Origin of the sequence: Butyrivibrio sp. AE3004 (assembly GCF_000703165.1) — a bacterium.
Classification (GTDB): domain Bacteria; phylum Bacillota; class Clostridia; order Lachnospirales; family Lachnospiraceae; genus Butyrivibrio.
Map to the genome: position 1 here is coordinate 298,793 of NZ_JNLQ01000001.1, position 24,653 is coordinate 323,445.

Annotated in this window: 19 protein-coding genes; 4 read left to right on the top strand and 15 right to left on the bottom strand. The window is 39.8% G+C overall.

Features of this window, described 5'->3' with window-relative positions:
- Positions 1–276 precede the first annotated feature (276 nt).
- Complete coding sequence (locus BV60_RS0101600; RefSeq protein WP_029319071.1) at positions 277–2,826, top strand: glycoside hydrolase family 3 protein; 2,550 nt, start codon at positions 277–279, stop codon at positions 2,824–2,826.
- A gap of 71 nt (positions 2,827–2,897) precedes the next feature.
- Here the strand turns inward: BV60_RS0101600 and BV60_RS22535 are convergent, their stop codons facing one another.
- From BV60_RS22535 to BV60_RS0101620, 3 genes are all read right to left on the bottom strand, one after another.
- Positions 2,898–4,259, bottom strand: coding sequence for a manganese efflux pump (locus tag BV60_RS22535; RefSeq protein WP_081846535.1), 1,362 nt, complete (start codon positions 4,257–4,259; stop codon positions 2,898–2,900).
- Positions 4,260–4,550: 291 nt separating this feature from the next.
- Positions 4,551–5,381, bottom strand: coding sequence for a deoxyribonuclease IV (locus BV60_RS0101615; RefSeq protein WP_029319072.1), 831 nt, complete (start codon positions 5,379–5,381; stop codon positions 4,551–4,553).
- A gap of 287 nt (positions 5,382–5,668) precedes the next feature.
- Positions 5,669–6,478, bottom strand: a complete 810-nt coding sequence (locus tag BV60_RS0101620) for an MATE family efflux transporter (protein ID WP_051656430.1) — start codon at positions 6,476–6,478, stop codon at positions 5,669–5,671.
- Between the two features lie 358 nt (positions 6,479–6,836).
- Here BV60_RS0101620 and BV60_RS0101625 point away from each other — a divergent pair, with 358 nt between their 5' ends.
- Entirely contained in the window at positions 6,837–7,808 is a 972-nt protein-coding gene (locus BV60_RS0101625; RefSeq protein ID WP_029319074.1) for a metallophosphoesterase, read from the top strand.
- Positions 7,809–7,856: 48 nt separating this feature from the next.
- Here BV60_RS0101625 and BV60_RS0101630 read toward each other — a convergent pair whose 3' ends face one another.
- The 7 genes from BV60_RS0101630 to BV60_RS0101660 form a co-directional block, all read right to left on the bottom strand.
- The gene (locus tag BV60_RS0101630; RefSeq protein ID WP_029319075.1) at positions 7,857–9,452 is read right to left on the bottom strand and encodes an Mbeg1-like protein; all 1,596 of its coding nucleotides are present in this window, start codon (positions 9,450–9,452) and stop codon (positions 7,857–7,859) included.
- A 13-nt stretch (positions 9,453–9,465) separates the two neighbouring features.
- Positions 9,466–9,648: a hypothetical protein gene (locus BV60_RS0101635; RefSeq protein ID WP_029319076.1), complete on the bottom strand. Its 183-nt coding sequence runs from the start codon at positions 9,646–9,648 to the stop codon at positions 9,466–9,468.
- Positions 9,649–9,850: 202 nt separating this feature from the next.
- A complete protein-coding gene (locus BV60_RS0101640; RefSeq protein ID WP_081846536.1) occupies positions 9,851–10,861 on the bottom strand; it encodes a sugar phosphate isomerase/epimerase family protein in 1,011 nt (336 codons plus the stop codon).
- 72 nt (positions 10,862–10,933) lie between these two features.
- Positions 10,934–12,268: a glycoside hydrolase family 1 protein gene (locus tag BV60_RS0101645; protein ID WP_029319078.1), complete on the bottom strand. Its 1,335-nt coding sequence runs from the start codon at positions 12,266–12,268 to the stop codon at positions 10,934–10,936.
- A 45-nt stretch (positions 12,269–12,313) separates the two neighbouring features.
- Positions 12,314–14,578: a family 78 glycoside hydrolase catalytic domain gene (locus BV60_RS0101650; RefSeq protein ID WP_029319079.1), complete on the bottom strand. Its 2,265-nt coding sequence runs from the start codon at positions 14,576–14,578 to the stop codon at positions 12,314–12,316.
- Positions 14,575–16,779, bottom strand: coding sequence for a glycoside hydrolase family 2 protein (locus BV60_RS0101655; protein WP_029319080.1), 2,205 nt, complete (start codon positions 16,777–16,779; stop codon positions 14,575–14,577). Before BV60_RS0101655 ends, BV60_RS0101650 begins: the two co-directional genes overlap by 4 nt.
- Positions 16,776–18,338, bottom strand: coding sequence for an MFS transporter (locus tag BV60_RS0101660; RefSeq protein ID WP_051656431.1), 1,563 nt, complete (start codon positions 18,336–18,338; stop codon positions 16,776–16,778). The genes BV60_RS0101655 and BV60_RS0101660 overlap by 4 nt, the downstream gene beginning before the upstream one ends.
- A gap of 147 nt (positions 18,339–18,485) precedes the next feature.
- Between BV60_RS0101660 and BV60_RS0101665 the strand changes: the two genes are divergently transcribed.
- Positions 18,486–19,688: a helix-turn-helix domain-containing protein gene (locus BV60_RS0101665; protein ID WP_029319082.1), complete on the top strand. Its 1,203-nt coding sequence runs from the start codon at positions 18,486–18,488 to the stop codon at positions 19,686–19,688.
- Here BV60_RS0101665 and BV60_RS0101670 read toward each other — a convergent pair.
- Both BV60_RS0101670 and BV60_RS0101675 read right to left on the bottom strand, forming a co-directional pair.
- Positions 19,685–20,407, bottom strand: coding sequence for a diacylglycerol/polyprenol kinase family protein (locus BV60_RS0101670; RefSeq protein ID WP_051656432.1), 723 nt, complete (start codon positions 20,405–20,407; stop codon positions 19,685–19,687). The genes BV60_RS0101665 and BV60_RS0101670 overlap by 4 nt on opposite strands.
- 21 nt (positions 20,408–20,428) lie before the next feature.
- Positions 20,429–21,838, bottom strand: a complete 1,410-nt coding sequence (locus BV60_RS0101675) for an MATE family efflux transporter (protein ID WP_029319084.1) — start codon at positions 21,836–21,838, stop codon at positions 20,429–20,431.
- Between the two features lie 156 nt (positions 21,839–21,994).
- Here BV60_RS0101675 and BV60_RS0101680 point away from each other — a divergent pair, with 156 nt between their 5' ends.
- Positions 21,995–22,573, top strand: coding sequence for a TetR/AcrR family transcriptional regulator (locus tag BV60_RS0101680; RefSeq protein WP_029319085.1), 579 nt, complete (start codon positions 21,995–21,997; stop codon positions 22,571–22,573).
- Positions 22,574–22,679: 106 nt separating this feature from the next.
- Here BV60_RS0101680 and BV60_RS0101685 read toward each other — a convergent pair whose 3' ends face one another.
- From BV60_RS0101685 to BV60_RS0101695, 3 genes are read right to left on the bottom strand one after another with little or no spacing between them, the layout of a single operon-like run.
- Entirely contained in the window at positions 22,680–23,657 is a 978-nt protein-coding gene (locus BV60_RS0101685; protein WP_242840922.1) for a PAS domain-containing protein, read from the bottom strand.
- A 5-nt stretch (positions 23,658–23,662) separates the two neighbouring features.
- Positions 23,663–24,271: a hypothetical protein gene (locus BV60_RS0101690; RefSeq protein WP_029319087.1), complete on the bottom strand. Its 609-nt coding sequence runs from the start codon at positions 24,269–24,271 to the stop codon at positions 23,663–23,665.
- Between the two features lie 11 nt (positions 24,272–24,282).
- Complete coding sequence (locus BV60_RS0101695) at positions 24,283–24,504, bottom strand: DUF1858 domain-containing protein (RefSeq protein WP_029319088.1); 222 nt, start codon at positions 24,502–24,504, stop codon at positions 24,283–24,285.
- Positions 24,505–24,653 lie beyond the last annotated feature (149 nt).

Sequence of the window (24,653 nt, forward strand, 5' to 3'; positions counted from 1 at the left end):
CATATCTCTTTGCATTTATTACGGAAATCAGTATATTTAATCTGCATTAAGAAAACCTTATCCAAACCTTAAGATTTATTAAGGTTTGCTCTCAGCCTTGCTACATCATGAAACCACAAGAAAAGACAAGGGAACTGCATATCCCTTGTCCGAGGAATAATAATATATGCCTCCTTAATCAAACAATATTTGGTAAAATATAGTCGTCAAATAAAGTTAATTGGCAATATCATTTACAATATAAAACCATGAACCATCATAAGGGGGAAAACGCAAATGAGTCAGCAAAAATATCCAGGAACAACTTCTCTTGAAATATCAGATAGAGAATTATCCTCCATGAAAACAGCAAGAAAAGCTGCAGCAGAGGGCATTGTTCTACTTAAAAATGATGGCATACTGCCGCTTAAAGAAAGTGAGAATATCACACTTTATGGCGGCGGAGCATCATATACCGTAAAAGGCGGTACAGGCTCTGGCATGGTAAATAACAGGAATAATGTAAATATCACTGAAGGTCTTAGGGCTGCGGGTTTTAAGATTCTCAATGAGGACTGGCTTGCTGACTATGATGCTGAATATGAATCCTGCCGTGAAGCATGGGTTCAGAAAATATATGACATTGCAGGAACTATCGGAGATTTCGCAAAACTATACGATGCTCACGCATCAAACCCCATTATCATGCCCAAGGGTGGTCCCATCGTAAAAAAGGATACTGATATTGCCATTTATGTAATAGCCAGGGTCTCCGGAGAGGGTGCAGACAGAAAAAATATACCGGGGGATTATGAACTCTCTGAGGATGAATTTGAAACTCTTAAATGCATTACTGAACAATATAAAAAAACCATTGTAATTCTGAATGTGGGCGGAATCATTGATCTGTCCTTCATGGATAAACTAGACATATCTGCTCTTGTTCTCATGTCACAGGCAGGTATGGAAGGTGGCAATGCCCTTGCTGATGTCCTTAAAGGAAGCGTTAATCCCTGCGGTAAACTAACTGACACTTGGGCCATGAAATATTCTGACTACCCCGGTAGTGCTGATTTTAGTCATAACAACGCAAATGTTATTGAGGAAAAATACTCAGAAGGGATTTATGTAGGGTATCGCTACTTTGATACTTTTGATGTTACACCCAGGTATCCATTTGGCTTTGGTTTATCCTACACAACCTTTGAATTTTGCCAGACTGAAATCTCCATATACGAGGACATAATAACAGTCAATTATAACGTGACAAATATAGGTGAAATTCCCGGAAAAGAGGTGGTTCATCTATATAGCTACCTCCCCAAAGGTGAACGCCATAAGGAAAATAAAAGGCTTGTGGCTTTTGCCAAGACAGGCATTCTAAATCCCGGGCAGTCACAGACTCTTTCACTCTCATTTTCCTGCTATCTCCTGGCATCCTACCACACAGCCAGGTCACAGTACTTCCTTGATGCCGGAAGATATATTCTTGAATCGCAGATATGTGATTCATGTGGCTATTTAAAGAAAAGGCGGGAAAGTGCCTTGCTTTTACAGAAAAAAACTGTGCTTTCAACATTAAGTCCTATCTGCCCTCTTCTTGATTCGCTTAAGGAAATGGTGCCATCAGACCCCGTGCCCCAAAAACGTGATGAGTTATCAGCAAGAACAGATAGTCCGACAGCCTACAAGCAAAATGATCCATATGCATTCACTGACATAAGCGATATTGACATTGAAAATGCCGTCACTTCCTACATCGAAAAAGACAGGCTTTTAAGGGCTAACATCAAAAAGAACCACATTTCATTTAGCAAACAGGCCACGGAAGTTCTTGCAAAAATGACAGCAGATGAAAAAGCCAGGTTGGTCTGCGGTCAGCCCAGTGTTATGAGCGGTGAGATAATAGGCTCTGCGGCCATGACAATACCGGGCGCAGCAGGAGAAACCTTTAATGGTCTAAAACACCTTGGCATCGGTCACCTTATTCTTGCGGACGGTCCTGCAGGTATAAGGCTTCAGAAGCATTATCAGGTGAATCCGGAAGATGGCTCTATCTATAAGATGAACCGCTACGAGTCTTTAGAAAATCGTATTTTCGGAAAAGAATTCCTTCACCCTGAAGGTGAAGACCACTATATGTTCTGCACCGCTATCCCTGTTGGCACAGCGCTTGCGCAAACATTTGACGTTGCAATCATAGAAGAAATCGGTGATCTTATAGGCACCGAAATGGAAGAAATGGGCGTTCAGCTATGGCTTGCTCCCGGGATGAACATACACAGAAACCCACTCTGCGGAAGAAATTTTGAATATTATTCGGAAGATCCTTTAGTAAGTGGGCTAATGGCTGCCGCTATCACCAGGGGTGTCTCATCGCACAAGAACTGTGCAGTTACCATCAAGCATTTTGCCTGCAACAACCAGGAGGAAAACAGACGCGGAGTATCAAGCATAGTATCCGAGAGAGCCCTTAGAGAAATCTATTTAAAAGGCTTTGAAATCGTCGTAAAAGAAGCTGATCCTAAAGCTATAATGACTTCATATAACAAGGTTAACGGAGTGCACTCGGCTAACAACTACGACCTGTGCACCACAGCGGCAAGAGATGAATGGGGCTTTTCAGGTATAATAATGACCGATTGGCTTACCACAAACGCAAATGGAGGATCTGCTGCAACAAAATGTATTGAAGCAGGTAATGACCTTATCATGCCGGGAAACAACTCTGACATTCAGGAGATTCTTGATGCCCTTGAAAAGAAAAAAGATCTGGCACTGTCCATGGAAGCTCTGGATACATGCTGTCACAGAATACTTTCTGTGATTCTTCAGCTGACATCCTAAGTAAAATGGCTATCGCTGGATTGTTTTTATTACCAAGGGTCTTAACCTTCATACTGAAACCTCACACAATCTTATACTGCTGTAGAAAAAGTGATGACCATCATCAAACAGAAGAACAGCATGAATGATATGGTCCCTTTATCCGAATGCTCTCCTGTGTGCATAGATGGTATGTTTTCTTCCAATACCAGGAATGCAATCGCACCTGCTGTAAGAGACATAACAAACATCTGAATTCCCGGGAACGCAGTAATCAGAATCATCATTACAATTCCTAGAAGCGGCTCAACGGCACCTGATACTACCCCCATAAGGAATGACTTACTCTTCTCCTCTCCGCCGGTCCTGATGGGATTCGAAACAAAAATCCCCTCCGGGATATTCTGCACAGCAATGCCGATAGTAAGCGCAAAAGCTGCAGCCAAAGACATTCCCTCTGCTCCGTTTAGTGCCCCGGCGAACATGATTCCCACAGCCATTCCTTCCGGAACGTGGTGAATAACTTCTGAAAGCATTACTTTAAACGGATATTTCAGGCTGCTTGATGGGCCTTCTTCAGCTTTTGTGAAAACATGAGTGTGGGGCACAACCTTATCAAGCAAATACTGGAAGCCTATTCCAATGATAAATCCAACTGCAGCCGTTACTATTTTTCCCCTAAGGATTGATGGATATAGCAGTGTCCACATAGCGCAAGCCATCATTATACCGCCGGCCATGCCCATCATGATCAGTTTGAAATCTTCCTTTATCTCACTGTCTGTAATGAATACAAGGGCTGACCCCAGAACGGTCCCTACAAATGGAATCAGTAATCCGAACACAACATCTCCCTTGCCCAAAAATTCCAACGCTCCAAGGTGCTCCAGTAATATTTTTAGCCCTATGAAAATAAGGACAAAACCTCCCGCCGCCTCTGCTCCTGATTTAAACCTTGTCCCAAAGGCATTACCTATCTTAACTCCAAATGAAGAAAAGACAAATGTCGTAGCCATGATGATCAGACATCCAATTACAGTGTTTAGCAACGCCGAAGCTTTTACTAACGTAACCGGAACAGCCACAAATGTGATGCCGACAGCCAGCGCATCAATTGAAGTGGCAACCGCCAAAATGAACATTGATTTTACATCAAAACCTGCTCTGGTATCTTCTTCCTCAGAAGAAAAGGCCTCACGCAGCATATTTACACCAATGATGGTAAGAAGTATAAACGCCAGCCATGGTGCTACTTTATTGATGATAAATTCAAGCCTTGATCCCAAAACATAACCAATGAATGGCATCAGCCCTTGGAAAAAGCCAAACCAAACACCGCACAGCATTACCTGTTTGAATCCGGCCTTTTTTGTCTCTATTCCTTTACATATAGAAACAGCAAATGCATCCATGGAAAGACCTATGCCCAGAAGTAATAATTCAATTAAACCCATAAAATTTGTCTCCTTAACCTGATTTAATATATAAAAACCCGGATATAGCCTTGACTATACCCGGGTACATTCTCATATATAGACACACGTATAGCCACACTATACATGAGTCTCGCAATTTAAAACAAGCCAGATCCGCCGACCAGTATGTTGACTTGCTACGCTGTCGCGCTTGCTACTCCCTCATGGGATTTATTGAAAAATATTATCACAATAATAATATCTATGTCAAAAAAGATTTTTTGCAGAATGAGTGAAAATTCTATCACACTCTTAATGAGTCTTAATGCTTCAGTAAAACCAACTCTTCACTGTCGCTATCTCCTGTACATAACCTTCATTATCATTAGGTGTCTCCAAGATAAATGGTAATCCTTCGAAAACAGGATGCACTGCAAATCTCTTCATTGCCTCCAATCCTATCATTCCTTGTCCGAGTTTTTCATGGCGATCTTTTCCGGAACCACGTTCATTTTTGCTGTCATTAAAATGAACCGCCTTAAGTCTGTCCAGACCAATAATCCTATCAAACTGATCAAGTACACCATCAAGATCACCAACAATATCGTATCCGGCATCCCAGATATGACATGTATCGAAACAGACTCCAAGTTTATCTTTTAACTCCACCAGATCAATTATCTGCCTGATCTCTTCAAAACTTCTTCCAATTTCTGAACCTTTGCCCGCCATGGTTTCAAGCAAAACTGTTGTCCTCATCTCCGGCCAGAGTACTTCATTTAGTCCATCCGCTATCTGTTTAATTCCTATATCTGCTCCCTGTCCTGTGTGGGATCCGGGATGGAAGTTGTAATATTGGTTCGGAAGAAATTCCATTTTCTTCAAATCATTCTTCAACATATCCCGCCCACTAATTCTCGTATCAGCATTTGCTGAACAAAGATTCATAGTGTAACTGGCATGAGCTACAAGCTTCCCGAATTTATTTTCAGAAAGTATCCGATTCAGTGCTTGAGCATCCTCCGTGACAATATCCTTTGATTTTCCTCCCCGAGGATTTCTTGTAAACCATGAAAATGTATCTCCACCAAACTCTACCATTTTACATCCCATAGCTTCATATCCATTTGTAACCGATAAATGACAGCCTATGTAAATCATTTTTTATTCTTTCGCTCCCTTATACTTAATAATTGCCCTTTGTCTCCATCAAATAATCTAAAACCTGCTCATTCACATCCATATAATATACTTTCTTTTAATGAATTCTATAATTGAATGGCTATAATTGTTCTTTATTTATAGTACTACCACCATCATAGTTACAAAAAATTTTACACAGATTTAGAAATTAAGATAATTGTACTTTTTGTTCTGCGTAAAGAGAAATATCCATGAAAGTAAACACGATGCAACTTCCGCCACAGCTACAGCTCCCCAGATTCCATTTACTCCAAATATAATTGGTAAAATACCATGCTCACAAGGGATGATGCGATGTTTGCCATTAGCTCTGACATGCCGTTAAATGCAGCTTTTCCCACCACATCCATTTCAATCCTGGTAAAAGAGAATCTCAAAAGGCTGTCATTTTCCCCGGCAAAATAAATTAGCGGAATAATGCCTCCCACTATCTGACTAAAACCTGTTGCAAGAGCAGCTCCGGTTACTCCCCACTTTAAGAATCCGACAAAAACAGCATCAAGTGTCATATTGGTCAGTCCTGCAGCTACAGTTATCCTAAGCCCAAGTCGCGGCTTTTCGGCCGCAGTCATGAAACTTTGAAACACGAACTGAAGATCAGCTGACGCAGTAAAGAGAATAACAACCCTTCCATAAAGAACTGCCTCGTCTCTTATAAGAGCTGATGCTCCCAAAGCATCCACAATCTGAGGCATGAAAACAAATCCTATGAATGTGGAGAGCATTCCCAGAAGCACTGCAAACTCGATCATCATGGAGAAATACTTATTGGCCAGATCATTTTTCTTTTCTCCGAGAGTTTTCGCAACAAGTGCTGTTCCACCGGAGCCAAACATAAGGCCCAGTGCTCCCAGGATCATAAGCGCCGGCATCACTATGTTTATCGCCGCAAAGGCGTTTTTACCAACAAAGTTGGATACAAACAGTCCATCAACCACTCCATATATCGACGTAAACACCACCATTGTCATTGATGGAAAGCAGTATCTTAATAATCTTCTGTAATCAAAGTGGTCCGAAAGCTGGATCACATCTTTTTCTTTTCTCAAAAACATAACTGACCTCAAAATCTATTCATTTCATCTTCAAGCCTTTTGTTGTACTTTTCAAGGAGGCTCACAATGGTTTCCTGCTCTTTTTCCGTGAACGAAAAGAATGCCTTTTGATTATGAGATCCGAAGCATTCATCCTTTCAGGCTCTCCTTTATCCAACTATGATCTGTCAATCCACATAAACAATAAGTTTTCTCATTCTATTTCGTATGATTATATATTGTTTTTACGGCTATCACTATAGTCTGTCTTTACTCATAGAGATTATTGTAACATATTGCAGTGACCAATATTATTGATTACAATAGGTTGTAAATAAGTACTTAATAAACATAATCTTTACAGCTAAAGGAAACGATTTTGGAAAAATTAGCTCACAATTCATATAAAAAGATATTAATGATTTCCATTGTTGCAATAGTAGTAATAGTTGCAATTAAAATGGGCATCAAAAACGACGAATTTCATATTACTCAATTTGAAAAAGCCGGATATAAGATAGAAAATGTTCATATCAAAGTTGAAGATATTGACCGTCCCTATCATTTTATATGGGTATCAGATTTACATATTACAATACCAAATGACGAGGTAGCAGAATCCGATAAACCCACAGTACAAGCCAGAGAAAATGCATTTGTAAATGAAAACGGTATTAAATCGCATGATGTTTGGGCGGATTCCTTACCAAAATTGTTAGATGAGGCCCATGCGGACGGTATTTTCTTTGGTGGGGATATGATTGACTTTTGTTCAGAAGCTACTGTTTCCTGTCTTAAAAATGGATTAAGCTCTATAAAAACTCCATATATGTATATTCGTGCAGACCATGACGTTTATCCATTCTGGCTTACAGAGCAAGATTTAGGTCACGGTAAAAGCCTTCAAGATACTGTTTGTAAAAATGAAGATATAATGTATATGGAGTATGAAAAATTTATCATCCTTGGTTTTAATAACAGTACAAGCCAGTTACCGCCCCAGGCTTTAGAGAAACTGACAGAATTAAGCCAGAAGAATAAACCTATTATCCTCTTAACCCATGTTCCAATTCATTCACAAGTGGATTCTTCTTTAGAAGATGCATCCCGGGCTGCATGGAGTGATAGAGATTTAACATGGGGTAACGCTACGACATATTATGTTCCTGATAATAATACACAAAAAATATTAGACCTTATCTATGCACCTGACAGTAAGGTATCGGAAGTATTAGGCGGACATCTGCATTTTTCATGGGATGGAAAAATAACAGAAAATGTTCATGAACACGTTTTTGGGCCGGCATTTCAAGGATATATAGGCGTAATTACGATTGATAATGGACGATAATAAGATATGGCGTCAATTGTCTATCCATGCACTAATTCTTTTTCTACATTATTTACGTTGCCTGATATAAAGCTCTATTATCTCAAATATGGCATCAATTAGCATGAATGTTCCAAAAGAAATCATGTACCATCCAAGTACGACCGATGGTGAAAACAGAAGATATCCGCCATATAAAAATGTCATGACCATCTCAAAACAGTATCTGGACTTTTGCCACTTATTAGTACTGTTTTTAAGCCTTGCCAAACATTGATAGGAACTGATAAAAAAGAAAATGCCAAACAGTATACTGGAAAACAGAAGCAGCGCCGCATCTTTCATTATCAGGATCACATAGGATACTATCAGCACTATACTCAGGTTGACTCTCACTCTTTCTTTGTTAAAATCCCATTTTACCTTATAGAGATAATAAAGTGACCTCGAAACCTGATATGCAACTATCGCAAAAATTGCAATTGCAAAAGCGGTCTGTATCAAACTATTGGGAATGATATAACACATACCGGCAATCAAGAGCGATACGCATATTCTTATGATACTTTTTGTTTCACCTTCCTCTGTAATCACTTTCCACAGAAATGTTTTTGAAAAGTCCTGAACAAGGCTTTCTTTTACTTTTTTTAACGGATGATGCCCACTTTCGTCATCAGTGGCGATTTTCATTATCAGGTCTTCAAATGCATTGGGACCTTTTTTTACAAAATCTGAAATAGTAATTGCCCCGTTTTGCGACATTGTATCAAAAATAGAGTTTACAAATGCCTGTCTGTCCTCAAGAGCATCCATCTTCTCGATGAATGCACCAAATAATGAATTTATTTTGTCGCTGACCGCATCATGTCCATCAGCAAGATCAAGCCCTTCAGGCTTAATCTGCCAGCTAAGAAGGGCATGCTGCAGTATTTGAGGTGCTGAGCTTTTTACAATATAGTCCACTGTTATTTCCGGCTGAAAAATACCTCCTACTATACAATATTCAGGAGTGATTCTCACACATATATCATCTATTTGCCGTATCAGATCTGCATTTAGGACATCTTCGCAAAATCCCGGTCCGTCATTCAGATATACCTTTTTTATGCAGTCCTTAGTGTCTATCAGATGAGCCGCCCCATATAGCGCCAGATTTGCCCCCTTCGAATGCCCCCCTACATAAAACTTCTGCCCTGTAGCCGCAATTTTCTCTAGATATTCAAGTGCTCTTTCCTGCGCAGGGACCTTGCAGTAGCTGATCATAAAATCTTCTTTCCAGCCAAGAATTGTATCATCTGTACCCCTAAAGGAAATATACTTCTCCCCGAAAGAAGTACTGAACGTCATCGCAGCAAATTGCGTATTGTCAGAATCATAACTACTATCTTCATAATCTGATATGACAACATCTGCAAATCTATTTGACAATGCACAGGCTTCCAACAACAAGATATCACCATCCGAAAACGAAAGGGCTCTGAATTGCGCACTTTTTCCAAGTTTTTCCCATATTTCTCTGATGGTAATCTGTCCTTCAGACATCAGCCACTTGGGTATTTCCAGATAACCCAACTCCGAAAAAACAAGATTATCCACTATATTAAAAGGTCTTTCTTCAAAGGAAATATCACCTTTCCATTGAACATAATCAATAATGTTTGCCATAATCAGTTATTCCTCATCCTTTTATAGCTTCTGGAAAATTTTCAATTGGAGTCCAGGAAGCTTCCGACGCAGACTCGGATGCATCGCTATCCTTAGATTCTATCTCTGATTCACCATTATCAGTATTGCCACATCCTGAAAGCAGGTTACATGTGATTGCAGACATCACTATCAAAGCTATTAGTTTTCTTTTCACCTGTCACCTCTTCAATACTTATTTTTCAATCTCTACTTAATTTGGAAAAATAACTCTCATTAGCAATCAAAAAGCCTTCTCTTAGACAAAACTCACATGTCCTAAGAAAAGGCTAATATGATTATTAATAGTTTTCAAGAAAAATTTTCGGATCCGACTTATTATGAAAAGCTTCAGCTCTCTGCTTTTTGAAAAGTAACAATCAGGATAATCTTTCAAACCACTTGGCACTGACTTTAAGACTCTTAACAGGATCCTTATCAATCCAGTTTTTATGTGTCTCTAATACAATTGCTCTTACGTTTGTATTTACGCGCACATTATCCAAATAAGTATCCAAAGGCATATTCCCTGTTCCCAGTTCAGCAGCATCTTCCTTGAGTATTGGAGTCGTAAATGGTCCTGTTTTTTTGCATCCTCTGTCATTGATATGCCACATTACCATCCTGTTACCCAGCTTGTTTATTATGGCATTCACATCCGCGCCTGCGTCGGTCATCCAATATGTATCAAGCTCGAAATTTACATATTTCGGATCCGTGTTCTCCACAATGATATCATAGGCAGTCTTATCTTCTGTAACCCTTTGAAGCTCAACATTATGATTGTGGTAAAGCAGCTTAACCCCGTATTCTGAAAGCATTTCACCGGCTTTGTTAAGCCTCTCTGCCAGCTTATTCACTTCCGTGGGATTACCGTAATCAAACCTGTACATTCCTGTTATAACCACAGTATCCGTCCCAAAACTAAGCGCTTGTTCAGCAACAGCTGCAGGATTTTCTTCAATACTGTTCAAATAACTGTGAACACTTATGACCTTAAGCCCACTTTCTGCTATCAGTTTCTGCCAGTCAAGCTTTCCACCGTTACCGGCCGGCATTCCGGCAACCTTAGTCATTATCTTTACCATTAACGGCGTCGGCTTAATCATGAATTCATTAAGCTCTATACCATCGTATCCAGCCTCTTTGATCTGTTTAAGTGTAGCAAGTGCTTCATCATAATTATTGCACCTGCTCCCTATCATTATCTGCTGAACACCTGTAAGGATTCGATTCTGCTCCTTTCCTGCCTGTAATTCCGACTCATAATCAATAGGGCTATTCTCTCTTGTATACACTCTTTCTTCACCACTTCCTGTAACAAAAAATGTTGCTAGACAAAATATAATGATTACTGCTGCAATAATAGCAGCAATTATTTTCCGTTTCATTTAAAATTTTAAATCCCTTCAAACATAATCCCGGTACTCTTCTGTAATTTCTGATTATCAGGCCAACTACCTTTATTGTATGTAGCTCCCCAGATGTTTCAAACTTTGTTTGGGTGTTCTGATCTGGGTTTTCCTGTCAACAGCACAGAGCCCGAAAGTAAGGGCATAGCCCTTCTGCCACTCAAAGTTATCAATAAGAGACCAGTGACAATATCCAATTACCGGGATACCTTCACTTATGCAATTCTGCACACCTTCTACTGCCTTATCTATGAATGCAACTCTCTGAGCATCATCTGATGTGGCAATTCCATTCTCTGTAACCATAATGGATATACCCGGCATCTCTTTATGAACACGTCTGATCACATTCTCAAGAGCCTCAGGATATACCTCATAATCCATCTGTGTCATTGGTGTCCCTTCCGGAACAGGCACTATTCCATCATGTCCATATGTAGTTCTTGTATAGTTTTGCAGGCCAAAGAAATCGTCATCCTTTATATATGGAATATAATGTACAAATTCTTCATCCCATTCTCTGTCTGCTGCTTCCTTGCCACCCTCTATATACTGACAATCATGAAGAGACAACGTTATTCCGACTTTAATACCCGGATTGACAGCCTTTATCGCTGCTTTCGCTGCCTGATGCGCTTTTATTACGATCATGTCTCCATTGGCATCGGTAGCCGAAACAAATGTATGTGGCTGAGGATCTCCAAATACTTTTGCATTTTCCATGGCTGCCATCTTCATTTTTTCCATTGGATCAGAGAGATTAAGCCCTACCTGAACCTGGCCTTCCATTGAATCCTTTTCACTATTATCAGTGTGGTGTTCCTTACCTGCATCCCCTGCTGCAGCTGCCATTTTAGCCATCATCTGCTTTTTGAATCTTTCCATGAGGGCACCAATCTGCAATCTCATATTAGCTTCATTGATGGTACAGATGTACTTGATGTCGTCTCCAAGCTGCTCCGTTACATACTTTGTGTAATTCGCAAACAGCTCCACTACATTTTCATTATCCCATCCCCCCTGCTTGATCAGCCATATTGGGGATGTAAAATGCATGAGTGTAATAACAGGTTCGACTCCATTTTCCCTGCAGCATCTGATCACATTTCTATAATGCTCAATCTCTTTTTCATCGAATTTACCCTGCTCCGGCTCAATACGTGCCCACTCGATTGAAAACCTATATGTATTAAGACCTGCATCGGCAAGCATCCTGATGTCTTCCTCATATCTGTTATAGTGATCAACCGCATCAAGAGACGGCTCAACAAACTGGGAATATTCCATGTTCTCCATTATCCAGTAATCGGAGTTTGTATTGTTCCCTTCCACCTGGTGAGCTGCAGTTGATGCGCCAAGCATAAATCCTTTATCAAATTTTTTCATTTTAATTATCCTCTCATATATAAATGCATAGATTCCTAAGTACGTTTAAAAATCATAACTTCCGCTTAACAAAATAATCGGTTCCTGTCCCGGAAGTATAAGCTCTGCTTCCATTCCATCCGGTATTTCAAAATGATAGGAAAAAGAGTCTTTATCTTCCATATATCTCCATTCAGACACAACGCGTCCTTTTGGCGAATCATAGAATCCCTTGGCAAACTTTAGACTCTTATCCGGTACAGGCCTTATTCTGACCTTTTCAAAATCATACTGAATACCCAAAACACCTGACAAAAGCCATCCGGAAACAGCTCCGTATGAATAGTGGTTCAGCGAATCATGAACTGTGCCGTCTTCTCTGATACCATCCCAGGTCTCCCAGATGGTTGTGGCACCTTTATCAACTGCATACAGCCATGATGGATAACCCTTTTGCAAAAGAAGTCTGTATGCAGTATCCACATATCCAAAATCTGATAAAACACTACAAAGGAACGGTGTCGATAAAAAGCCTGTATTCAGGTGGTAATCATTTTTGATCACCAGCTCATTAAGGTCCCTCGCCGCATCCCTGGCCTCTTCATCAGAAAGCAGCCCTAAAGCAAGAGGTCTTACATACTCGCACTGTCTCTCAGATCTTATGTGTCCATCCTTTAATACCAGATATCTGTACGCACTTTTTACCTTCTCTGATATCTGCTTATAACGGGCACAGTCTTCCTCCTTCCCTAATATATCTGCTATTTGGGAAAGGATTCCTGATGAATATGCATAATAAGCTGTTGCAACTTCCGGCTGCCCGTTCTTAAAAGCAGCCATCATAGTCTTCATAACATCTGCTCCAGGCTCGCACCATTCGCCATAATCCATTCCGGTGTCAATTATGTATTTCCTATATGGATTCTTTCCAAACCGGTTTTTTAGCTTGCTTTTCCCGGCTCTTTCCCCAAGAAAATCCACCCATTTTTTCATCATCTCATAATTATCTGAGAGAATAGTTTTATCCCCATACACTCTGTAAAGATTCCACGGGACAATTACCGACGCATCTCCCCATCCAACTGACGCAGAAAACATCTCTGCTATCTTTCCCGGCTCAGAATTCTTAGGGCATATATATGCCATTTTCCCGTCTTCATGCTGACTGAGCCTGACATTCGCAAGCCATTTTTCATAAACATCCCTGCAGTCCATCAGATATGTGCCTGTCTTTACAAAAACAGCTGCATCGCCGGTCCAGCCTGCCCTCTCTCTTGTGGGACAGTCTGTAGGAATATCACAGAAATTTGACTTCATTGACCATAGGCTGTTATTAAAAAGCTTATTAACTGCTGTGTCGCCGCACTCAAAACCTGCCGTAACCTTCATATCCGAATAAACTGCGATACTTTTTATGCTTATCTTTTCAAGAGGAATATCCGTTATGACCTTTGCATATCTGAACCCAAATATTGAAAAATGCGGTCTGAACTCATTTCTTCCCCGTCTGCAGATATAGTTAATTTCCTGCCTTATTCCACCCGACTTATTTCTGTCCCCGGGCTGAAAATTGGCGATTGTAAAGTTTCCGTTTTCATCAAGTGTCTCCCCATGAATGAGAGTTATCTTTTCCCCTCCCATGGCATCTTCAATGACAAAAGATGTATATCCTGCCAGATTCTGTCCAAAGTCATATACGTTTTCACCGTTAGGTGTTTGTAAGAGTTTTCCTTCAAATGCCTCATGTTCTGTTATAAAAGGTGCAGACTGGCTTATAAGATTATCTAATGAAAAATCCAGGACTCTTGCCTTATGCCAATCCTTAGTTTCTTTTCCGGCATCAAAATTCTCTCCAAGCTCAAGATCGGTAAGAAGAATAGCTCCGTCTTCACAGGCATCCCAGTTTTCATCTGTTACAAGAATCGGGTCATCCTCCTTCTCATCCGCGAATATTGCACATAGAAAAGAAATATCGCTGCCATACAGATTACGAACACCATCTATTCCATTACATCCTCTGTACCAGCCATCTCCCAGCAAGGCAGTTATCTCATTTTCTCCATCCCGCAACAATGCTGTTATGTCATATTCCTGATATTGAAGCCTCTTATCATAGGAATCGCATCCGGGCATAAGCCGTCCTTTTGTTATTTCCTGCCCGTTTATTTTAACCTCATAAACACCATGGGCTGTAGCATAGAGCACAGCTTTATCACATGTACAGGAAAACTTTTGTCTTAGATATCCTGCACCTTTACGGACTTCCGGTTTTGTTTCCTTCTCCGGTGTTATCCATTTTGACTTATAAAAAATAGTTTGCTTAGTATTCATATCTTCCTTATTTTCAGAAGTGCCGCTGATATTGCCTGCACTTCTTCTGAATCTGTATCCATACCGCCCTGTTGAAGGAGCTTAACAAGTGGCTGCCTTGCTATCATCTGTTGCATTGCCTCTGAAATCCTAACACCTTCGCCCATTCCTCCGGCCGTTTCTTTTTTCATGGAAGCCATTATATGATCAATTATCGCCTTACCCTCAGTGACAGCCTGTATTTCTGCCATTGTGCTGTTGATGGAAAGATAACCTTCTTTTTCTTCTATCCCTGCCGGAACGTCAAACCAGTTTTTGACCTTTTTATCCGGAGCAAAATATAAAGGATTAGGCTCAGAAACCTTTTTTATCTCCATCTCGTCAGAGAATATTCCTGATACAGCTTTAATACTATGTGTTCCGCTTATTGTAACTTTAAACTTAAATACATGTTCTCCGTTTTTAGTAGCATACTTTTCACCATCAACATATAGTGTTATTGACTTTTGGTTGGAATATACTTTAATCTCTGTTTCTTCTTCAATTCTGTCATGGTATCTTCTTCCGCACAGGTGAACAAATGGCTCATCTGACCACCAGGCCTTATATATGTAATACGCATCCTTTTTTTGCTTTCTGTCAAAGGTAATCACACCCTTATGGTTCTTACCGGGATCTCCTGCTTCGTTTCTGCCTGCGGCTGCAAACTCAAACATATTCCACAGATATGTTCCCCATATATATGGTCTAGCAGCAAACATCTCAAGCATATGCTCATGATAGAGCGCCTGATAACTTTCGGTGTAATCACCTTTTTCAGGCTTTGGAGACTGAAGATCTATAACAGCATCCGCACCATACTCTGTCAGTCCAATAGCCACATCAGGATGATTCTTATGGAACTCATCAAACCACCTGTCATTATCCTCCATTTCTCCTACATACCAGCCGTAATAAAGGTTGTAACCCCTGATATCAGGCAACGTCACCAGAGGAGAATCCGTCTCAAGCAAAAACAGATTTGCCATTGCAGAGTACCTTGCAGGATCCATCTCATGTACCATATCGTTTAGAATCCTGTGATTTTCCATTAAATCCTCTGTTATTCCCTGAAGGGTGATTTCATTGGAAAGTGCCCAGCACATGATGGATGCATGGTTATAATTCTGTACTATAAGCTCCTTCATCTGCGAAATTGTATTTTCTCTCCCTGCATCCATATGGACCGTAATATATGGAATCTCTGCCCATACAACAATGCCCTTTTCATCACACAGATCATAGAAATACCGGTCATGCTGATAATGTGCAAGACGAATGGAGTTGGCCCCCATTGAAAGGATAAGGTCAATATCTTCCTCATGCATCTTACGGGTAAGTGCATTTCCAACACCCTCTCTGTCCTGATGCCTTGATACGCCATGGAGAGGATAGCTCTTGCCATTTAGAAAAAATCCCTTCTTAGCATCCACTGAGAACTCCCTTACTCCGAACCTGTCATATATCCTGTCGCACTCTTTTTCGTCATCAAAAAGTGTAGCAGTTATGTTGTATAAATAGGGGTCTGCCATCCCGTTCCAGAGGTGAACGTCAGCTATCATGAATTTTCCGTGTACCATTTTTCTGCCATCAATTTCCATCACAGGGAATTTCTGTTCAGAAACACCATCAACAGATATGAGAACACTGTCACCACCATTCACATAAGCTTTTATTTCTATTTCAGCATCATCTCCAATAATCCTTGGCGTTACATACAGCCCATTTGTACCGTAATAATCCAGATCAAAATGCTTTTCATCTACTATTACCATGTACACATCTCTGTATATACCGCCGTAGAATGTGAAATCAGCTCTCTGCGGATAAACATCTCCATTAGGTTCATTTGAAACATGAACTTGAATAAGGTTCTCATCTTGTAAAAAATCGGTAATATCTACTCTGAAAGTCGAATACCCTCCATCATGAGCTGCTATTTCTTTTTCGCCCCAAAAAACTTTACAGGAAGAATTAACTCCCCTGAACTCTATGTAGACACGCTCACCATAATTAAATACAGGCCTGCCAAATGTTTTCTCATAAATGCATGTACCTCTGTAGTACTGTTCGGGTCCGGTCTGCCCATCAACCGCATTCCAGGTATGGGGAAGGGAGATTTCCTGTTTCTTTCCTTCTTTAACAAATATCCATTTATCATTCCAAAGAGTTGTTGTCCTCATAATGCCCTCAATATCTTTCCTTCTTCATCGCGTTTTAGTTCATATTCATTCTGCATCTGTGCAGCTTTTTTATTCGAGATATTTTTCTGGATTTCTTCCATTTTTTCATAGGTGATTGCAGAGTTCTTCATTGCAGCCAAAGTACATATCCAGCCAACGATTGGAAAGCCTATCATTAGAAGTACTGTCATTAGTTTGACTCCCCATGTTAAAGGATCTCCCTGCTGAGGAGCAGTTGTTGTATACCCTATAAGTCCAACGCACAGAGTCGCAATAGTAGCGCCAAATGAAGATACAATCTTATCTACGAAGCTGTAGGTCGCTGAAACTGTTGCCGGCATGTACTTTCCTGAGCGGTCCATTTCATAATCAACAACATCCATTCTCAAGTGGCTTGTTGCAACGGAAACAACCATTTTTACAGCATTGTTACCAAAGTTAAATAGCACATATATTACTGCCATCAAAATCGCACCTGTAGTAATATTTCCACCGAGTATGCCTCCTACCAGCTGCGTCGGTGCAAAAAGCAAATACGCAGCATATGCTATGTTCATCCCGATACAAATCTGCGTCCATCTGATCATTACTGCGCGGCTTCCCTTTTTCCCGGCAATCTTTGCTCCGATAATGGCAAATATAATGGATGGAAGCATTGCAGCTGCTGATAGAATTGAAGAAATCGCCATTGAACCAATCATAATTCCGTTAAGCATTGTCGATACAACTGCAGCTGATCCTATAGTCTGAGCAAGCTTATCCGAAGTCGCTGCCACAATAAATCTCTGAAGTTCCTTATTGTCCTTTATAAGTGCGACCATATCTTTAATGCCAGGTTTTGTATCAGATGAATCTGCAGACTTTATGCCCTCAAAATTTTCAGGAATGTCATATGGAGCTATTCCGATACATGCAAGAATGTAGAAAAACAATGATACGATAATTACTACAGCATTGTATGTTCCAAAATATTCTGTTCCCTGAATATTATTGAATCTTGGAAGAATCACAGCTGATGCAACTACGCCCATTATCATTGGAAGCAGGTATGCATAAGCCGTGCTCCACACCCCGATTGTAGGTCTTTGCTTGGGATCGTTCGTAAGAATACTCATGTTGATCTGTCCGGCTATGCTGACAAATGTATAACCGATAATATATATTGCGTAACACAGGATAAAATATGCGATACCTCTTCCTCCGGCTAGTTCGAGCTTTGGTCCAATGTTACACATAAGAGTTGTGGAAAGAGCCATTATCAACCATCCAAACATTATTGAAAAACGCACCTTTCCAAATTTTGAATTAAATCGTTCAAGAAAATATGCGATTATCGGATCTGTTATTCCATCAAGTAACCTTGATCCCGTAATGACAAGTCCTGTTACAGCAACCAAAATCCCGAAGTTTGCATTTCCGATGTAAGTTGCTCCGTTCATAAGCAGATAGAATGCCATCTGCCCGGCTCCCGTCATCATAGCTAGAGCTATATGCCAAGTCTTGGCTTTTTTATACATAACACCATTTTCTTCTCTTATCAGAGAGTTGTTTTTTGCCATCTGTATTCCCCTTTCAATTACTGGTCTTTTATTGACGAAAGCTTTCCTTCTTAGGCAATACTATCATTTGACGACGATTGTAGTTAGTATTATTTTATTATTAGTAGTATTATTTTATTCTTTTTATGAATAGTGGAAGGAGCCGCTATGGATTACGCTTTGTTTCAAACAATTCTTGAAAATATATTGGGCATCGCCTGTGAAGATGTTACAGACATGTCCTCTTCACTTGAAATTTTCGAGAAAAAAAATTGCTTTAGCAGCCATCTTCAACCCATGTTTACAAAAGATGCCCTTCATTACCTCTTAAACGCATCAAATCCGGATACCATATACGAGATCATTGATTCCATCGGTGTCTGCGCTTGCTTTTTTGAATTCACAAATCATAGATTCATTCTCGGTCCCTACGTGAAAGATGAGTATTCTGATATTAAAACAGAAACTATTTTGGCTCAGTATAATGAACCTTCCTCCAAATCAATACCATTAAAACTGTACTATACAGGATTTCCGATCTGTTATACCGATCAGCTCACAAAAATCATAAATAACTGTATTGTCTCTTTTGCTCCGGAAATAACAGAATACTCATACAGACGTTTATCGGGTTTTATTCAGGACGAAACTGAAACTTTTGACGCTCAGGAATACAAAGAAAAGAACTATAGTGAGATTTATAAAAGATACGATTCTGAAAAAAGATTTCTTTCAATGATAAAAAATGGCGATACGGAAAATCTGCTATCTGCTTTTAGTGCCATGAAATCAGGTAATCCACTGACTGCGTTTCCAAAAGAGACTATGTCTTACTATGCTTCCGGATCCGGAATTGCCATTCTTCGCGCACTTTCCAGAAAAGCCGCTGAAGAATCCGGGCTTTCTGTTATCACGATCGATACCATAACACAAAAATATATTCAGCTCAGCACAAAAGCAGCAAACCGCGACCTTCAGACAAAATATCTTACGGATATGATAAAAGAGCTAACTGAAGCCGTTCATGACTATCGTTTATCTACAGGAGGACACTCTCCGGCGATACAAAAAGCCCTTGAATACATCAGTCTTAATCTCAGCGAAAAGATATCATCGGAAGATATTGCAAGAGAAGCAAACATCTCTGTTTCATATCTTCTTAAAATCTTTAAAGAAGAAATCGGAGATACTGTTACAGGATACATTGCCAAAAAAAGATGTCAAAAAGCCGCTGAGCTCCTTAGAGAGTCATCACTCCCAATTCAGGAAATCAGCAGCTTTGTAGGCTACCCAGACAACAACTATTTTGTCAAAGTTTTTAAAAGAATCTATTCTGTTTCCCCTTCTGTATACAGAAGCAGGAAGGACTAAGCAACTCCCATGACAATATACATTACATATATTGAAAGAGTGCTTACCACCGGAACAGTCACAGTATCATAACCATTTTTCGTTACAAGCTCAGTTATAGCCGCGAGTGGTGCTGCCACCATAACGGCAGGAATGCATATTTCAAGAGGAACATTGCCAACTATCAAAAGACTTGCTATTCCAAAAATGAAGGCAATAAAAGACATGGCTGCTGTACCCTCCCAGCTCTTTTTATGATCAACGCGCTTAAAACGCAGCACCTTATGCTTTCCAAATCTTTTTCCAATAAGAGCTGCCGCTGCATCACCGAATCCCCACATGAGAATTGCTGCTACTGCAAGCTCTTTTCTTCCAATAATTCCCCAACTGAGAATAATGATCAGTGACATAGTTCCAAATAGCTGAAGAAGACTTGATTTAAGCTCCCCGGGCCGTCTCTCAGACATCAACGCTGTGAATTTTTCATTCTTACTTGATATAAGCATCCCCGGATACATCATCAGTATCACTACGATTGGAATGATAGCAGCCGCAGTCCATTCCTGTGCTGCATAGATCATCACTATAACTGATGAGAATGCCACGAAATGAAAAAGCTTCCTAAACAGTTCTTTGGGTAATTTTACAATTCGATTGACCCCAAAAAGCAATGCAGCAACAGAAAACATATAAATCAGAAAGTACTTTAGTCCGTTTAAAACATCAAATAATATCACCATTTGTCGATACCTCTCTCAATATTATGATAAACTTGCAATTGTCTTTCTTAAATCATCAGTTTTTCTTCTATCCGTTTCACTTGAATTATGGTTCTTTCCCGGTATTCTTTTCCACTCGCAGATCATGAAAATGCAAGAGATGATTACTGCTCCAAAATCTGCAATCACATAAGCCAATCTTATTCCGAAGAAGCCAAAAATACACTCAAAAAGGAAAAGCAACGGTGTAAGCAGCAATCCTTTTTGTAAAGCTGAAATAAACGTAGCTTTCATGGCTGAACCGGTAGCCTGCAGGAAATTTGTTCCGAGGAAAAAGAAACCAAGAAATGGGGAACTTATCATTAGTACTGTCAGGATACTCTCTGAAATTGCTGCAACTGCCGGGTCCTTCAAAAACAGTGCGATTATGCTGTTTCTAAGTACTACGACTAAAACCGTGGTAATGATGCCAACTGATGAAGTAAGGATCAATAGTATTTTCATCACTCCTGCAAGCTTTTTCCTGTTACCTGCACCATAATTATAGGAAAGCAACGGCTGCGCTCCCATGCAGATCCCCATGAGTATCATTACTATGATCATATTCACTCTCCCGGCTGCGGCATTCGCTGCTATAGAGTCCGAACCATATTTTGCCAAAAGCTGATTGGCAAAAGAATTTGATAATCCGGAGAGCAGTGTGCTGACTGCATTTGGAAGTCCAAGTGCCATAACTGAAAGAATGTATATCGGTTTTATAAATGCGTAATGTGGCTTCATGTTGAGAACTACTGCCTTCTTTTTCATGTACAATCCGTAATAAACTGTTGCTGCCACATTGCCGATTACTGTTGCTATAGCTGCACCTGTAACTCCCATTCCCAAAACAAGTATGAAGATGGGGTCAAGAATTATGTTAATGATCGTTCCCATTAGGTTACCCAGCAATCCTTCTTTCATTGCACCTTCGGCTCTCATTACCTGCCCAAGCATATTGGTAAGAAGAAGGAAAGGTGCTCCCATGGCAAGAATGATCATGTAATTTCTTGCATATCCTTCAATATCTGTAGTAGCTCCCAGGAAAATGAGAAGCGGTTTGCTAAAGGTTATTATCAGTGCTCCTGAAATAAATCCAAGAATAACCGCAGTCCACATACATAGTGATGAAACCATTTTTGCATGTTCAACATCCTTTGCTCCCAGATCCCTTGAAATAATTACCGTACCGCCACCTGAAATAAGCATGGCAACAGCCATAATGATATTGAATATTGGACTTACCACCGACACCGCAGCAACCTGCGCTGTGTCTCCTGTCTGACCGACAAATATCATATCAGCCATGTTATAGATCAGCATGACCATTATGGCGATAAGAGCCGGAATAACCATCTTCAATACTGAAGCCCACAGATTATCACTCTCATAAACCTTCATCTGTTTATCTTTCATTTCTCCCTCTTTCCCAATAATATACTATTGATATTTAATATACATTTGTTTATTATTTTGTTGTGTGATTGATTATAGAAAGAGTAAAACCTTATTTCAATCATCAATATATGTTCAAATGTTAGTTAGTAAACACATTAGGGAGAAGTGTTGATTATGTCACAGAAAATTAATAAAAAAGAAGACGGAAGAATACGATATACAAAAATGAGAATCAGAACTGCATTTCATGAGCTTATCCGTGAAATGGATTATGAAAAGATAACTGTTACTGCTATTTGCAATCGCGCTGAAATCAACAGGGCAACCTTTTATAAATACTACCTGGATGTTCCGGATCTCATAGATAAACTCCAGGACGAAACAATAAATGAGCTGGCAGAAAAACTGGAATTTACAACTAAAAACAACACAACTGAACAATTTCTTGTTGAGACCCTGGTCTTTTTAAGAAATAACAGCGATGGACATGACAATCTTATCTCAGTTACCCCATCAGGTGCTTCCTCTTTTACAGACAAGATTTCAAGGCTGGTATATTGCAAGTTTTCAAATTTTATCAATCCTATGATACCGGCAAAATCAAACATTGAAAAAGAAGTAATCTTTTCATACATCGCTGCAGGAAGCGCAGGCGTAATAGATTATTGGATCAAAAGCGGTTACAAAGAAAACGAGGAAGCAATTGCAAAGAAAATATCTTTGTTAGCTTCCTCAACACTTAAATGTCTGTAATCTGATATTCGATTGTTGTTTTCTGTTAATGAAAAGAAATCTAAAGGGCATAATATGTACGCTACCTAAAGCATAATCATTATATACAAAAATATGGATAAACAGGTCACTCTAAACCAAAATGTTCTTTCACAAATTCCATATCCTGGACAAGTTCAAGGGTTCCCAGATATTTGCCGCCTTTGTCTCTTACTGCCATATATGTTACGAGCATTGTTCTTCCGCCCTTATTCATCCATACAGGAACTTTATCACGGGTGCCATTTCTGAAATCATCAATTATTGACCTGACCATAATCTCAATCTTAGGTGGATGGCAGGAAAAGACTTCTCTGTCAATTGCCATTGATGGGCGCTTGAATACTTTGTGTCCCTCGTTAAAATATCTGTTTATGTTATCAGCATCAACAAAGCTGATCTCCATAGGGATAGTATTGAGCATGGCTGTCAGCTGTTCTACTGTCATATGACCGCCTGCCATGACAATCTCATCCCTGGCTCCATCAACTCCCTCGCTGCTGTCATTTCTGTACTTCTCTCCATCTTCCCATATGCCCGGCTCTATATCCAGACATATATCATAGTCCTTGGAATCCTGATAAATCCCTTTCCAGTCATCCTCAGAGAACTGAACTGCGCACATAGGAAAAAGAATCTTGTTTTCTTTATAAATCATTTCACCGGCACGCTTAAGAACAACTGAAAGTCTTTCGTCAAAATCATTTTCAGAAGAATCGGATTTAAGAAGTGAAGATATCTCATCTCTTATTTCATCATCTGTAGTCCACATGAGATCTGATGGTCCGGCGATTTCATATTTTTCCTTTAACAGTGGATAGATAAGATCTCCCTTTTTTGCATAATGAATTACGATTTCTCTTATCTTCTCCAGATCTGTATTGCCATTTTTAGCATTCTCCAAAAGCCGGGAAAGAACCTCGTTCTCCCTTGTAAGCGTCTCTAAAGGATGCCCTTTTATAGCAATAAGAGAAGCCGCTATCTCACCCTTCTTTTCATGCATCTCTTTCATCTGCTCAGGCGTCATCGTTGGAACAAATATTTTCTTTTCCTGATCCATACTCATAATCATTAACCTCTTCTAACAATCTTCCATGTGTCATCTGAGATGGTCTGCAATATATATCCGCTATTTTCCAGCATTCCTCTCATGATTTGTTCACGAAGCAAATAGTACATTCCTACTCCGCATTCAGTATCTTCCCAGTACTGACCATGAATATCCCGGGACTGTGACCATATGATAAAATCATCTCCCTGTCCAATAACAGAATTTACCCTGTCGCAAGGCATCCCATTTACAAAAGTATCCTCAAAAAGCTTATAAACCCGGTCAGGTGATAATCCGCCGCTGACAGCTTTCTGATTACCGGCAATGTATGCTTCTTTAAGTATATCATCCCTGTGGTCTTCTTTTTCGGAAAGAAGAATATCTATCATCTGTGCATATCTTTTTTCTGCATCATTTATCCTTCCCTGGAGCCAGCCATGGATATTAGATTCATCAATAACACTTTCCAGTGCAGGAAGCTCCTTTTGCACATATTTATTTTCAAAGTCACAGGCATCAGATATCCAGCCATTAGCTATTGCTTTGTCTGCTATCTTTGCTGTAATTTTTTCCTGAAATAAAATCTTGTCATACAACCAAAAATGTATTGGTCCCAAAAATGCACTCATGCTGCCCTCCCTTAAGCTTTAACCGATACCATCTGAATTCTGGCATTGACCTTCTCTACTACTTCGTCCGGATCAAGCTCATGCACAAGACATGCATCTTTCAGTGATTCCATCTGTGCAGACGGGCATCCAAGACAGTGCATCCCTGCTTCCATAAGAGCATCATAAGCAGCAGGGTACTCACTAATCACATTTCCAATCAGCATATCTTTTGTTACCTTTATATTTTCCATGGTAAATAACCTCCTTGTTTTGAATTACAACATTTTCATCAATCAGAATAATTCAAACAATGCTCTTATTCTGTTGCAATTGCAACAAAACTCATTTATTCTGTCTTTAGAAAGGGGCTATTTCTTGGAATATTTAACCAAGAGTATAA